Consider the following 13,010-nt stretch of genomic DNA (forward strand, 5'->3'; position numbering starts at 1 on the left):
TAAACTTTGCTCAGCGCAGGGGAAAACCTTGAGGAGAACGGCAACCCCGATAAGGCGCTTTGGGAGGAACATCATGAATAGTCTGAAGCGCAGAACGCTGTTCTGCCTGCTCTCCGGTGCTGCCCTGTCGGCGGTATCTTTCGGTGTTGCCAATGCGCAGGACCGCACATCGGTGAAGATCGGTTATGCCGTTTCAAAAAGCGGCGCCAATGCCACGGGTGCTGGCATTACCACCATTCCAAACTACAAATTATGGGTGAAGGAGGTCAACGATGCCGGTGGTCTCACTTTGCCGGATGGCAAGCGCCTGCCGGTGGAAGTGGTCGAATATGACGACCGTTCCTCGGCGGAGGATGCGGTGCGGTTCACCGAACGTCTGGCCAGCCAGGACAAGGTCGATTTCATTCTGCCGCCATGGGGCACGGGCTTCAATCTGGCCGTCGCACCGCTTTATGAGCGCTTCGGTTATCCGCAGCTAGCGGTCACAGGCGTGACCGACAAGGCGCCCGAATTTGCCGCGCGCTGGAAGAAGAGCTTCTGGATGCTGGGCGGCGGCCATGATTATGCCAATGCGCTGGCCGACGTTTTGAAAGCCGCGCGCGAGGCCGGCCAGATCAACGACAAGGTCGCGGTGATTTCCGTGGCTGACGGTTTCGGCATCGATCTCATCAAGGCTGCGCGACCGGCGCTGAAGGAAGCGGGTTTCACACTCGCCTATGACAAGACCTATCCGGTCGGCACTTCGGATTTCGCAGCACTGGTGAACGAGGCGGCGTCGAGCGGTGCCGACAGCTTCATCGCCTTTTCCTATCCGCCCGACAGTTTTGCGGTGACGAAACAGGCGCAGACGGCCCGGTTTAACCCGAAGGTTCTTTATGTCGGCGTCGGCGGTGCTTTCCCGATCTTCCCGAAGGTCTCCGATGGCAAGCAGGAAGGCGTGATCAGCATCGGCGGCGTTGATGGCAGCAGCGACAGGATCGAGGATTATTTCAAGCGCCACGAGGCCTTTATCGGCGCCAAGCCGGACAGCTGGGCAAGCGCCATCACCTATGCGAGCCTCGAAATGCTGGCCCAGTCCGTTCAACGCGTCGGCCTCGACAAGGCGGCGGTGGCAAATGAGCTTTCGACGGGAAGCTTCGACACCGTTATCGGCCCGGTCAAGCTTGAAGACAACCAGCTTCGCCAGCTCTGGTGGGCGGGGCAATGGCAGGGTGACCGCTTTGTGGCGATTGCGCCGGCAGACCGTTCAGGCGCGGCAAAGCCGGTCATTCCGAAGCCGCAATGGTGAGCCTTTGCCGGCCGGGGCCGTGAACCCCGGCCGGCAGGCTTCCGCCATGTTCCAGACTGGAGACACTTCCTTGTTTTTATCCACCCTCATCTTCGGCTTGATGCTGGGAGGGACCTATGCGCTGATCGCGCTTGGACTTTCGCTGCAATATGGCATCGCCCGCATCATGAACCTTGCTTATGGCGAAGTGCTGATTGCGGCTGCCTTCATCGCCTTCGTGCTGTTTTCCAGCTATGGCCTTTCACCGCTCTGGTCGCTGTTCATCATCGTGCCGCTCGGTTACGGCCTGTCTTTCGTGATCTATCGGGTCATGATGCGGCCGCTGGTGCGCCGCTCGGGCGGCTCCGGCCGTCTGGAAGTCGATTCCATTCTGGCGACCTTCGGGCTGCTCTTCGTTATCCAGGGCATCATGCTCGTGGTGTTTGGCGGCAACTACCATTCCTATTCCTATCTCGCCGAAGGCATCGACATCTTCGGCACGACCGTGGCGCTGAACCGGCTGCTGTCTTTCGGCCTGTCGGTGGCGATTGGCGGCGGGCTTTATCTGGCGCTCACCCACAGCCGCTGGGGCCTCAACCTGCGGGCGGTGGCGCTTGCGCCCAAATCCGCGCCGCTGGTCGGTATCGATGTGAACCGTGTGGCTTCGATCGGCTTTGCCCTTGGCGGCGCACTCGCCGTGGCAGGTGGGGTGATGATTTCGATGTACCAGACCTTTTCCGCCTCCTATGGCGTGGTCTTCACCATGAAGGCGCTTGTTGTCGTCATCATGGGCGGTGTCGGCAATCTGCTTGGCGCGCTGGTGGCCGGCCTGCTGCTCGGCCTCGTGGAGACCTTCGTGCTCGTTTATGTCGATCCCGGCCTCACGCTTGCCGCCACCTATCTGCTCTTTCTTGTGGTGCTGCTCTGGCGTCCGGAAGGCATTTTCGCAAGGAGGAGCAAATGATCCCGCTTCTCATCGGTCTTGCCGCAGCTGCGCTGCTGGCGCTTTCTCCCTTCTTTTTCGATGCCTATGGCGTCGGCGTCATCATCGGCCTTCTCGGTTATGCGACGCTCGCCTCCGCCTGGGCGATGTTTTCCGGTCCGACCCGCTATATTTCGCTCGCCACCGTCGCTTTCTTCGGTGTTGGGGCCTATACGGTCGCAGTGCTGAGCGAGGTTCTGCCATGGCCGCTCGTGCTCCTGTGCGCGGCCCTTGTCGGCGCGGCGCTGGCGCTTGTCGTCGGGCTTTCCACACTGCGCGTCGCCGGCATTTATTTCGTGATCTTTTCCTTCGGCCTTGCCGAACTCATCCGCCAGCTCATCACCTGGTATGAGGTGAATGTGACCGGCACGCTCGGGCGCTATATCTTCCTGCCGCTGGAGCCGCAGCATGTGCTCTGGCAATTGCTGGCGCTGGCTGTCATCACCCTTCTGCTGGCGATCCTGATTGACCGCAGCAAGCTCGGACTGGCATTGAAGGCAATCGGTGACGACGAGGTCGTGGCCGCCCATGCGGGCATCAATCTCGCCCGCACCAAGCTGACGCTCTTCGTGCTTTCCGCCACGATCATCACGCTTGTCGGCGCCATTCAAGCCCCGCGCTGGGTCTATATCGAGCCGGCCATCGTCTTTAATCCGCAGGTATCGTTCCTCACCGTCATCATGGCGTTGCTTGGCGGAGCCACACGCCGCTGGGGACCCATTCTCGGTGCGGTGCCGCTGTTCCTGCTGTTCGAGTGGCTGGGCGCCAACTTCCCCAACCATTTTTCCATCATTCTCGGCGCTCTCTTCATCCTCGTCGTTTTTGTTCTGCCGGATGGCGTGCTGGCGTCACTGGAGAAGTTGCGCAAAAAGGAGAAAGCCGCATGAGCGCCGTTCTCGAAATCACTGATATCCGCAAGACCTTCGGCGGGTTGAAGGCGGTGGATGGCCTTGGCCTCACAATCGAGGCCGGCGAGGTCGTCGGGCTGCTCGGGCCAAACGGTTCCGGCAAGACGACGCTGATGAACCTGATTTCCGGGGCGCTGAAGCCCACCGAAGGGTCGATAAGGCTCAAAGAGCAGGAGATTGCCGGCAAGCGGCCGGATGTGATTGCGCGCGCCGGCGTGGCGCGCACCTTCCAGCTGGTGCGGCTTTTGCCGTCACTTTCCCTGCTTGAAAACGTTGCCGTATCGGCCATGTTCGGGCCGAAGCGGCTTTCGCGTCCCGAGGCGGAGAAGGTCGCGCGCGCCTGCCTCGAAAGAATAGGCCTTGCCGGGCGCGAAACCATGCCGGCCGGCGATCTCACCTATATCGACCAGAAACGCCTTGAACTGGCGCGTGCGCTGGCGGGCGAACCGAAGCTTCTGCTTCTCGACGAATGGCTTGCAGGCCTCAACCCCACGGAGCTGCAAGAAGGAATAGCGTTGATCCGGCGGCTGGCATCGCAGGGTACGACGATCCTGCTGGTCGAACATATCATGGCCGCCGTGCGCGCACTCTGCCCGCGATCCGTGGTCATGGCGGCTGGTCGCAAGATCGCCGATGGGCCGACGGCCGTGGTGCTTGATGATCCGCAGGTCATTTCCGCCTATCTGGGAGCGGCACATGCTTGAAATAGACGCACTGACAATCCGTTACGGCAAACATCTCGCGGTTGACGGCATATCGCTCAATGTCGCCAAGGGCGAAACGGTGGTGCTGCTTGGCGCCAATGGCGCCGGCAAGTCATCACTGCTGAAAGCGGTCGGCGGCATGGTGGCTCCGGCCTCCGGAGACGTGCGCGTCAACGGTTCGTCGCTTGCCGCTGTCCCCGCCCATCAGATCGTGGAGCGGGGCGTGGCGCTGGTGCCGGAGGGGCGCGGAATTTTCGCGGCGCTGACGGTGGAGGACAATCTCCGTCTCGGGGCCAATCCCTGCCATGCCCGTTCAGCGGAAAAGGCGACACGAGAGCATATTTTCACACTGTTTCCCCGCCTTGCGGAGCGGCGGCAGCAGCTTGCCGGCACCATGTCCGGCGGCGAACAGCAGATGGTCGCCATCGGGCGGGCTTTGATGTCGGCGCCGGATTATCTGCTGCTGGACGAGCCGAGCCTTGGCCTTGCGCCCATCGTTACGCAGGAACTTTTTGCCGCCCTGGCGGAGATCAAAAAGAGCGGCCTTTCCATTCTGCTTGTGGAGCAGAATGTGCGCGAAAGCCTTGCGCTTGCCGATCGAGGTTATTTGCTGGAAGCAGGACGGATCGTCGGGGCAGGCACGGCGCAAGCCCTGTCCGCCGATCCAGCCGTGCAACGGGCGTTTCTCGGCGGCACCACCGCCGCCATTGTCTGAACTCAGGAGAAAGACCATGCAGACTGTCAATCTTTTCATCGGCGGCGATCATTGCCCGGCCGCGAGCGGCAAGCGTTTCGAACGCAGCAACCCCATTACCGGCGATGTGGCGACCAGTGCGGCGGCAGCAACGGTGGAGGACGCCACCCGTGCGGCCGATGCCGCGGCGGCCGCTTTCCCGGTCTGGTCGGCAACCCCGCCCGGTGAACGCCGCCGCCTGCTTCTGGCCGCTGCGCAGGCGCTCCTCGCCGCCGGGCCTGATATCACCCAGGCGATGAAGGAAGAAATTGGCGCAACCGATGCCTGGGCCGGGTTCAACGTCAAACTGGCAAGCGACATGCTGGTCGAGGCGGCAAGCCTGACCACCCAGATCAAGGGCGAGATCATCCCCTCCAACCGTCCGGGAACCATGGCAATGGCATTGCGTCAGCCGGCAGGTGTTGTCCTGTCCATGGCGCCGTGGAATGCGCCTGTTATTCTCGGCGTGCGCTCCATCGCCACGCCGCTTGCCTGCGGCAATACGGTTGTCATGAAGACCTCGGAATTGTGCCCGCGCACCCATGCGCTGATCATCGAAGCCGTCGCTTCCGCCGGTCTGCCCAAGGGCGTGCTCAACGCCGTCTCCAATGCACCGGAAGATGCCGCAAAGATCGTCGATACGCTGATCGCGCACCCCGCCGTCAGACGCGTGAATTTCACCGGCTCGACCCGCGTCGGCCGGGTGATTGCCGAAACGGCCGGCCGTTACCTGAAACCCGCTTTGCTGGAGCTTGGCGGCAAGGCGCCGTTTATCGTGCTTGATGATGCCGACATCGACGCGGCTGTCGCGGCCGCAGCCTTCGGCGCTTATATGAACCAGGGCCAGATCTGCATGTCGACGGAGCGCATCATCGTGCTCGACAGCGTTGCCGATACATTTGTCGAGGCCTTTGCCAAGAAAGCTTCGAGCCTCAAGGCCGGCGATCCGCGTGAGGGCAAAACACCGCTCGGCTCGCTGGTCAGCGCCGAAGCGACATCGCGCATCCGGGCGCTGGTGGATGATGCCGTTTCCAAGGGCGCGCGGCTGGTCGCGGGCGGCAGCGGCAATGGCACGATGGTGGATGCGATTGCCGTCGATGGCGTCACGCCCGCCATGCGGCTGTATGCAGAGGAAAGCTTCGGCCCCGTCGTCTCCATCATCCGGGCCGGCAGCATCGATGAGGCGGTGAGCATCGCCAACGAAACCGAGTTCGGTCTTTCCGCGGCGATTTTCGGCAGGGATCAGGCACGGGCGCTTGCCATTGCCGCCCGCATCGAAAGCGGCATATGCCACATCAACGGCCCGACCGTTCACGATGAGGCGCAGATGCCTTTCGGCGGCGTCAAGGCCTCCGGCTACGGCCGTTTTGGCGGCACGGCGGGCATTGCGGAATTCACCGAGCTGCGCTGGGTCACGCTGCAGGACGGGCCGCTGCATTATCCCATCTGAATCGCAAACGGTACAGGCTGGCGGGCGGCGTCATCGTCGCTCGTCGATCAGCCAGCCGGTGAGTTTTCTTACCGCGCTGTCACTGCTTTTCGGTCGCATCAGCCAGTAGCCGCGTCCCGGTGCATCGAGGCTCGGGCCTGCCGTCACCAGCACGCCGGCCTCCAGCAACGGATCGACCAGTCCGGCCCAGCCGAGCGCGAAACCCTGTTCGCCAATGGTTGCCTGCACCACCATGGTGTAATTGTTGAAGCTGATATCGCCGCCATCATGCTCGGCACCGCGATGCACGCCGAAATGCTTGAAATAGGCAGCCCAGTCGAACCAGTGCGCCTGCGAGGTGTTTTCGAGGTGGATGAGTTTATGGCGTGAAAAATCAGCGACACCTGCCGGTGCCGGCGTTTCCGCCAGGAGCGCCGGCGAGCAGACCGGTGTGACCTTTTCCGAAAGCAGCAATACCGCTCCTTCGCCCGCCTCCTGCCGCGTGCCGAAAATCACCATCACGTCGCTGTCGTGTTTGCCCTGGCCAAGCGGATCCTGCGTGGCGACGATCTGGATGTTGATGTCCGGGTTGAGCGCGCGAAAACCATGCATGCGGGGAATGAGCCAGAGAGACGAAAAAGCATAGTCCGTGTGCAGGCGGATGGTCTGGCGTTCCTCGGTCCGGCGAAGCTGCTGCGCCAGAAGATCGATGGCGTCGACATTGCGCGAGACGATCTCGAACAGCCTCTGGCCCTCCGTCGTCAGTTCTATGCCGCGATGTCTGCGCTGCACGAGCGCTACACCCAGTTCCTCCTCCAGCCGGCGTATTTGATAGCTTACGGCCGGCTGCGTCAGCCGCAGGGATGCCGCAGCCGCCGTCAGGCTGCCGCGGCGGGCAACCTCGGTGAAAATGCGCATCCATCCCAGATCAAGCGGCCGGTCTGACATTAAAATTCCTTATATCAACTATCGAAAAATACCCGCTTCACAGGCAAAAGCAACGTGGTGTTCAATAAACTGGATTGATAAAAGGGGAGCCGCAATGAAAACCATTTCTCATCTGCATCGCATCGCTGCCGGTCTTTTTCTGTCCGTGGCGGCCTTCTCCACCCCGCTTCAGGCGGCCGATGACGCGGCCTGCAAGACCATCCGCCTCAGCGATCCGGGCTGGACCGACATCACCGCCACCAATGGCGTTGCCTCCGTGCTGCTCGATGCCCTGGGTTATGAAGCCGACGTCAAGACGTTGTCGGTGCCCATCGGTTATCAGGCGATGAAGAACGGCGAGATCGACGTTTTCCTTGGCAACTGGATGCCGGCGCAAAAATCCTTCGTGGACGATCTGAATGCCGCCAAGGCGGCCGAGGTGATGACGAAGAACCTCGAGGGTGCAAAGTTCACATTGGCAGTACCGGCCTATATGGCGGAAAAGGGCGTCAAGGATTTTGCCGATCTCGCCAAACATGCTGACGAATTCGAAAGCAAGATTTACGGCATCGAGCCGGGCGCACCGGCCAACCAGAATATCCAGAAGATCATCGACGCCGATGATTTCGGCCTCAAGGGCTGGCAACTCGTCGAATCCGGCGAGCAGGCCATGCTGGCGCAGGTGGAAAGGGCGGGCAGGGACAAGAAGGCGGTGGTCTTCCTCGCCTGGGCGCCGCATCCGATGAACGAGAAGATCGATATCGCTTATCTCTCCGGCGGTGACGCCTATTTCGGTCCGAATTTCGGCGGCGCGGAAGTTTATACGCTCGCCCGCACCGGCTGGCCGCAGCAATGCCCGAATGCGGCGACGCTGTTCAAGAACCTGAAATTCGATATCGGCATGGAAAATACCCTGATGGGCTCCATTCTCGGTGGCGAGGATTCGAAAGCGGCGGCAGCGGCCTGGCTGAAGGCCAATCCGCAGGCGCTGGATGGCTGGCTGCAGGGCGTTACCACGCTGGATGGCAAGCCGGGTGTGGACGCCGTCAAAGGCAAGCTTGGTCTCTAAGCCGGAAAGTGGAAATGCCGCGTCCCAATATCCTGATCCTGATGGCCGACCAGTTCAACGGGACGTTTTTTCCCGACGGCCCGGCCGATTTCCTCCACGCACCCCATCTCAAAACACTGGCGAAGCGGTCCGTCCGCTTCGCCAACACCTATACGGCAAGCCCGCTCTGCGCGCCGGCCCGCGCCTCCTTCATGTCCGGGCAATTGCCGAGCCGCACGCGGGTTTACGATAATGCCGCCGAATTTGCTTCCGATATTCCGACCTATGCCCATCATCTCCGGGCGGCGGGTTATTACACCGGCCTTTCAGGAAAGATGCATTTCGTCGGCCCGGACCAGCTGCATGGCTTCGAGGAGCGCCTGACGACGGATATCTATCCCGCCGATTTCGGCTGGACACCCGACTATACCAAGCCGGGTGAGCGGATCGACTGGTGGTATCACAATCTCGGCTCGGTGACTGGCGCAGGTGTCGCCGAAATCACCAACCAGATGGAGTATGACGACGAGGTGGCCTATAACGCCACCCGCAAGCTTTACGACCTGTCGCGCCGCCTTGACGACCGGCCGTGGTGCCTGACGGTCAGCTTCACCCACCCGCACGACCCCTATGTGGCGCGGCGCAAATTCTGGGACCTCTATGAAGACTGCCCGGCGCTCGACCCAGAGACGGAAGCGCTTTCCTTCGATGAACACGACCCGCATTCGAAACGGCTGCTGGAAGCCTGCGACCACCGGGCTTTCGATATTTCGCCCGAAGAGATACGCCGGGCACGGCGCGGTTATTTCGCCAATATCTCCTATATCGACGAAAAGGTCGGCGAAATCCTCGACGTCCTGAAGGCGACGCGGATGGAGGAGGACACGATCATCCTCTTCCTGTCCGACCATGGCGATATGCTGGGTGAGCGTGGCCTGTGGTTCAAGATGTGTTTCTTTGAGGGGTCCGCCCGAGTGCCGCTGATGGTGGCCGCACCCGGTTGGCGGCCGGCTTTGATCGGTGCCCCTGTCTCGACACTTGATGTCACGCCGACGCTGTGTGGACTTGCCGGGCTTGATATTACGTCACTCAAACGCTGGACGGATGGCGAAGATCTGGCGGCGCTGGCTCACGGGACCGGCGGGCGTGGCCCGGTGCCGATGGAATATGCCGCCGAAGGCTCCATCGCACCGCTCGTCGCCATCAGGGATGGCCGCTACAAGCTGTCGGTCTGCGAGGCCGACCCGCCGCTGCTTTATGATCTCGAGGCCGATCCGGAAGAACGCACCAACCTTGCCGGCGATCCCGCTTTCAGCGACGTTCTCTCATCGCTTTCCGCCGAGATTGGCCGGCGCTGGCAATTGCCGGTGTTCGACGCCGCCGTTCGCGAAAGCCAGGCGCGGCGCTGGGTGGTCTACAAGGCGCTACGCAACGGCGCCTATTATCCGTGGGATTACCAGCCCTTGCAGAAAGCCTCGGAGCGCTATATGCGCAACCACATGGACCTCAACGTGTTGGAGGAAAATCAGCGTTTTCCGCGCGGAGAGTGAAACAGGCTGGATGCCTCAAGCGGCGGCGGTCACCCTCGGGGCACCACCTGCCGCCTGCACGGCAAGGCTGCCCGCAGTGACCCCGGCTTTGAGGCATCGCTGTTCGTCCTGCCCCTGAAGCCACGCATCAAGAAAACCGGCATTAAAGGCATCGCCGGCGCCGGTCGTATCGATAACCGGGACTTTCTGGGCCGCCACATGCTGCAGCTCCATCCGAGAGGAAACCCACGCGCCCTGCGCGCCGCCTTTCAAGGCCACGACGGGAAACGTCTCTGCCAGGGCGCGGATCGCGGTTTCCGGGTCAGAATGACCAGTAATTGCTTCGGCCTCTTCGAGATTGGGCAAAAATACGTCGACGCCGGCGCAGGCCTTGAGCAGGCCCTTGTCGTAGATCAGCGAAGCATCCCAGCTTGGATCGAGCGATACTGACAACCCGCTCGCCTTGGCGCGTGAGACCAGATCGGGAATCTCGTGCAGAGTCGCGAATTCGGCGATGTGCAGATGCTGCGCCTTGTTCCACGCAAAGGCAGCATCCAGCGTTGACGGGCGGGCGGCACCGGCGCGGCGCGTCAAAAATGCCCGGTCCTGACCAACCACTGTCGCCACCGTAACTTGCGGTCCGGCATCTGCCGTATGTTCCAGAAACTGCAGGTCGATGCCGCTCTGCGCCATTTTCTCACCGATATCGCGCGAAAACGTATCGGTGCCGAGCCTTGCCAGCAGTGCAACCTGGCGGCCTATATGGGCAAAATGTGCGGCGGCAATGAAGGCGCCGCCGCCGGCAGCAATTTCCATATCGCGGGCAAACAGTTCCCGGCCGAGCACAGGCAATTCATCGAGCCCGGTGAAAATGAGGTCGCAATAGATCCGGCCGATGCTGATGACGGCTGTTTTTTCTGTTGTCATCATGCGCGGCCCAGAAGCTTTTCCGTTTTCGCATCGAAAAGATAAAGCGCGCCTGTTGTCGCCTGGCATTGCAACCGGCTGCCGACGGCGGGAATGGATTTACCCCTGGCCGTGGCGATCACCGAGGTGGTGTCGGTATCCAGATGAACGAGCGTCTCCGGCCCCAGCGGCTCGACCGCCGTTACCGTTCCCTCAAGTGTAAACGTTCCCTGTGCGGCACCGTTCTCGCCGACCAGCAGATCATGTGGCCGTACGCCGATCAGAAGCTCACCCGTGGCGGAGGGCGCAACGTTGCTGGTTGTTTTGGTCCCTCGCAGCAGGTTCATCGAGGGGCTGCCGATGAAGCGGGCGGTGAAGATATCGACGGGTGTTTCGTAAAGTTCCGTCGGCGTGCCGACCTGCAATATATGACCGTCCTTCATCACCACGATACGGTCCGCCATGGTCATGGCTTCCACCTGATCATGGGTGACGTAGACGGTGGTCGTCTTAAGACGTTGGTGCAAGCGCTTGATTTCAATGCGCATCTGCGATCTCAACTGCGCATCGAGATTGGATAGCGGCTCATCGAACAGGAAGGCTGCGGGATCGCGCACCATGGCGCGGCCGATGGCGACGCGCTGCCGCTGGCCGCCCGACAGGGCCGCGGGACGGCGGTCGAGCAGGGCTTCAAGCCCCAGCACCCGGCCGGCCTCTTCGATGCGCCGGTTCTTTTCCGTCTTGTCGAGCTTTGATGTGTAAAGCCCGAAACCGATATTCTGGCGAACCGTCATATGCGGATAGATCGCATAGTTCTGGAAGACCATGGCGATGTTGCGCTGTTTCGGTTCTTTCTCGTTGACGACGTTACCGGCGATCTTCAGCGTACCATCGGAAATCTCCTCCAGCCCGGCGATCATGCGCAGCGTGGTGGATTTGCCGCAGCCGGAAGGGCCGACAAAAACGACGAACTCGCCGTCTTCAATGGCCAGGTCTATGCCTTTGACCGCTTCGACCTTGCCGTAGCGCTTCACGAGTTGATTGAGTTCGATTGTCGCCATTATCGCGCTCCCGTCAGGGCGGTGAATTTCTCTGCCAGTTCGGCGGCTTTCGCCGCTTCATGATCGGTGAACCACTGTGCTTCCGCATCAAAAGCGCCGAGCCTGTCGCGATATGCCGCAATCGCTTCCCGCATGGGTTCAGGCGCCGGGCCGCCAAAGCGGGCACGCACCGCGACAAAGTGCTCCGGCGAGACGATCTGCCTGAACTTTTCCTCGTCGATGCCGGTCTCGCGTCCTGTCAGTTCACTGAATGCCGTGAGGAACGGCTGGTATCCGTCATTCGGCAGATCCCCCTTCAAGGCGACGACGCTTTTGGCGACGGTCGCGGCAATCTCATGCGCCTGGCGGAACGACAGGTCTTCGATGCGGACAAGCGAATCCGCCAGTTCCGTGATGGTGATGCAGGATCGGCGGATGTTCTGGTCGACCCTTTCAGGATCGATGCTGATCTGGCCAACGAGGCTGGCGAGCAGATCGAGAACCCGGCCGGCAGAAGTGAAGGCCTCGTAACCCATGCCCTGCGTCTCGCCCTCACTGTCATTCATGTCGGTGAAGGGGGTGTTGTGCATCACATCCAGCACGGTCCGCGCCCGGCCGAATGTCTGGCTGGCGAGGTGGCGCAGATGTTCGATCGGCACCGGGTTGCGTTTCTGCGGCATGATCGAGGAAATCTGCACCAGCGAATTCGGCACGTAGATCTGGCCGACCTCAAAACTCGTCCAGAACTGGAAGTCCTGAATGAGCCGGCCGAGATGCAGGAACATCAGTTCGATCGCGCCATAGGTTGCCGTCGTATAATCCACGGCGGCGATGCAGGAATAGGAATTGCGTAAGGGTGCGGCAAAGCCCAGCAATTCGGCAACCCGCGCCCGATCGATGGGAAAGCCCGAGGTGGTGATGGCGGCAGCGCCCATCGGCGAAAGATCAACGATGCGGCGTGCCTCCGCGAAACGGTCGATATCCCTGATCAACACTTCGATGGCAGCGGAAAGGTAGTGACCGAAGGTGGTGGGCTGGGCCGGCTGCCCATGCGTATAGGCCACGATCAGCGTGGATTGGTTACGCTCGGCGGCATCGATCAGCGCTTTCAGCAGAACACGCGCCTTGGCGGTGAGCGTGTCGATCTTGTCCTTCAGGCCGATCTTGAACAGCGTGTGATCGATATCGTTACGCGAACGGGCCGTGTGCAGGCGGCCGGCGACATCGACGCCGATGCGGGCTTTCAGCTCCTTCTCGATCAGGAAGAAGAAATCCTCGACTTCGCCGGTATAGACGAGCTCGGAGGGTTCAATGGTCCTGTCGATATCCTCAAGCGCGCCGGCGATCTTGGTTGCTGTTTCGGCATCGAGAATGCCGGTCTCGCGCAGCATGACCAGATGAGCGCGGTCTATGCGGCGGAAGCCGTCGACATGGTGGTTCTTGGCGCCGTCGAAAAGCGGGCGCAGCACGGTTTCCTTGTAGACAGGATCGGGAAACTTGCTGCTATCCGACTGGCGCGGGTTGATATCGGCCATGA

12 protein-coding genes are annotated in these 13,010 nt (G+C 61.3%); 8 read left to right on the forward strand and 4 right to left on the reverse strand.

Features of this window, described 5'->3' with window-relative positions:
• Window positions 1-73: 73 nt before the first annotated feature.
• The 6 genes from EXN68_RS16615 (at window position 74) to EXN68_RS16640 (ending at window position 6,044) form a co-directional block, all read left to right on the forward strand.
• On the forward strand, window positions 74-1,288 hold the full coding sequence (locus tag EXN68_RS16615) for an amino acid ABC transporter substrate-binding protein (RefSeq protein WP_142841929.1): 1,215 nt from the start codon (window positions 74-76) through the stop codon (window positions 1,286-1,288).
• Window positions 1,289-1,358: 70 nt separating this feature from the next.
• Window positions 1,359-2,231: a branched-chain amino acid ABC transporter permease gene (locus EXN68_RS16620; RefSeq protein WP_142841930.1), complete on the forward strand. Its 873-nt coding sequence runs from the start codon at window positions 1,359-1,361 to the stop codon at window positions 2,229-2,231.
• Window positions 2,228-3,136 (forward strand): branched-chain amino acid ABC transporter permease, encoded by a 909-nt coding sequence (locus tag EXN68_RS16625; protein WP_142841931.1) that lies wholly within the window; start codon window positions 2,228-2,230, stop codon window positions 3,134-3,136. The genes EXN68_RS16620 and EXN68_RS16625 overlap by 4 nt, the downstream gene beginning before the upstream one ends.
• Window positions 3,133-3,861, forward strand: coding sequence for an ABC transporter ATP-binding protein (locus EXN68_RS16630; RefSeq protein ID WP_142841932.1), 729 nt, complete (start codon window positions 3,133-3,135; stop codon window positions 3,859-3,861). Before EXN68_RS16625 ends, EXN68_RS16630 begins: the two co-directional genes overlap by 4 nt.
• Window positions 3,854-4,576 (forward strand): ABC transporter ATP-binding protein, encoded by a 723-nt coding sequence (locus EXN68_RS16635; protein WP_142841933.1) that lies wholly within the window; start codon window positions 3,854-3,856, stop codon window positions 4,574-4,576. Before EXN68_RS16630 ends, EXN68_RS16635 begins: the two co-directional genes overlap by 8 nt.
• A 16-nt stretch (window positions 4,577-4,592) precedes the next feature.
• Window positions 4,593-6,044 carry an aldehyde dehydrogenase gene (locus EXN68_RS16640; protein WP_142841934.1) on the forward strand — a complete coding sequence of 484 codons (1,452 nt, stop codon included), beginning with the start codon at window positions 4,593-4,595 and terminating at the stop codon, window positions 6,042-6,044.
• Between the two features lie 30 nt (window positions 6,045-6,074).
• Here EXN68_RS16640 and EXN68_RS16645 read toward each other — a convergent pair whose 3' ends face one another.
• Window positions 6,075-6,971: a choline sulfate utilization transcriptional regulator gene (locus EXN68_RS16645; RefSeq protein WP_135397603.1), complete on the reverse strand. Its 897-nt coding sequence runs from the start codon at window positions 6,969-6,971 to the stop codon at window positions 6,075-6,077.
• 94 nt (window positions 6,972-7,065) lie between these two features.
• Between EXN68_RS16645 and choX the strand changes: the two genes are divergently transcribed.
• Window positions 7,066-8,019 (forward strand): choline ABC transporter substrate-binding protein, encoded by a 954-nt coding sequence (gene choX, locus EXN68_RS16650; RefSeq protein ID WP_142841935.1) that lies wholly within the window; start codon window positions 7,066-7,068, stop codon window positions 8,017-8,019.
• 14 nt (window positions 8,020-8,033) lie between these two features.
• A complete protein-coding gene (betC, locus tag EXN68_RS16655) occupies window positions 8,034-9,548 on the forward strand; it encodes a choline-sulfatase (RefSeq protein ID WP_142841936.1) in 1,515 nt (504 codons plus the stop codon).
• A 15-nt stretch (window positions 9,549-9,563) separates the two neighbouring features.
• Here betC and EXN68_RS16660 read toward each other — a convergent pair whose 3' ends face one another.
• Genes EXN68_RS16660 through argH form a run of 3 tightly spaced genes read right to left on the reverse strand, consistent with a single transcriptional unit; the run spans window position 9,564 to window position 13,008 of the window.
• Window positions 9,564-10,457 carry a carbohydrate kinase family protein gene (locus EXN68_RS16660; protein ID WP_142841937.1) on the reverse strand — a complete coding sequence of 298 codons (894 nt, stop codon included), beginning with the start codon at window positions 10,455-10,457 and terminating at the stop codon, window positions 9,564-9,566.
• On the reverse strand, window positions 10,454-11,494 hold the full coding sequence (locus EXN68_RS16665; protein WP_142841938.1) for an ABC transporter ATP-binding protein: 1,041 nt from the start codon (window positions 11,492-11,494) through the stop codon (window positions 10,454-10,456). The genes EXN68_RS16660 and EXN68_RS16665 overlap by 4 nt, the downstream gene beginning before the upstream one ends.
• Window positions 11,494-13,008, reverse strand: a complete 1,515-nt coding sequence (gene argH / locus EXN68_RS16670; RefSeq protein ID WP_142841939.1) for an argininosuccinate lyase — start codon at window positions 13,006-13,008, stop codon at window positions 11,494-11,496. The genes EXN68_RS16665 and argH overlap by 1 nt, the downstream gene beginning before the upstream one ends.
• Window positions 13,009-13,010: the final 2 nt, after the last annotated feature.

It is taken from the genome of Martinezella rhizogenes, assembly GCF_007002745.1.
Lineage (GTDB): Bacteria > Pseudomonadota > Alphaproteobacteria > Rhizobiales > Rhizobiaceae > Agrobacterium > Agrobacterium cucumeris.

What these genes read in the sequence shown, in the direction of transcription:
- EXN68_RS16635 (WP_142841933.1), top strand. Translation starts at nt 3,854, where the DNA reads ATGCTTGAAATAGACGCACTGACAATCCGTTACGGCAAACATCTCGCG.
- EXN68_RS16660 (WP_142841937.1), bottom strand. Translation starts at nt 10,457, where the DNA reads ATGATGACAACAGAAAAAACAGCCGTCATCAGCATCGGCCGGATCTAT.
- EXN68_RS16665 (WP_142841938.1), bottom strand. Translation starts at nt 11,494, where the DNA reads ATGGCGACAATCGAACTCAATCAACTCGTGAAGCGCTACGGCAAGGTC.
- EXN68_RS16625 (WP_142841931.1), top strand. Translation starts at nt 2,228, where the DNA reads ATGATCCCGCTTCTCATCGGTCTTGCCGCAGCTGCGCTGCTGGCGCTT.
- argH (WP_142841939.1), bottom strand. Translation starts at nt 13,008, where the DNA reads ATGGCCGATATCAACCCGCGCCAGTCGGATAGCAGCAAGTTTCCCGAT.
- betC (WP_142841936.1), top strand. Translation starts at nt 8,034, where the DNA reads ATGCCGCGTCCCAATATCCTGATCCTGATGGCCGACCAGTTCAACGGG.
- EXN68_RS16615 (WP_142841929.1), top strand. Translation starts at nt 74, where the DNA reads ATGAATAGTCTGAAGCGCAGAACGCTGTTCTGCCTGCTCTCCGGTGCT.
- choX (WP_142841935.1), top strand. Translation starts at nt 7,066, where the DNA reads ATGAAAACCATTTCTCATCTGCATCGCATCGCTGCCGGTCTTTTTCTG.
- EXN68_RS16630 (WP_142841932.1), top strand. Translation starts at nt 3,133, where the DNA reads ATGAGCGCCGTTCTCGAAATCACTGATATCCGCAAGACCTTCGGCGGG.
- EXN68_RS16640 (WP_142841934.1), top strand. Translation starts at nt 4,593, where the DNA reads ATGCAGACTGTCAATCTTTTCATCGGCGGCGATCATTGCCCGGCCGCG.
- EXN68_RS16645 (WP_135397603.1), bottom strand. Translation starts at nt 6,971, where the DNA reads ATGTCAGACCGGCCGCTTGATCTGGGATGGATGCGCATTTTCACCGAG.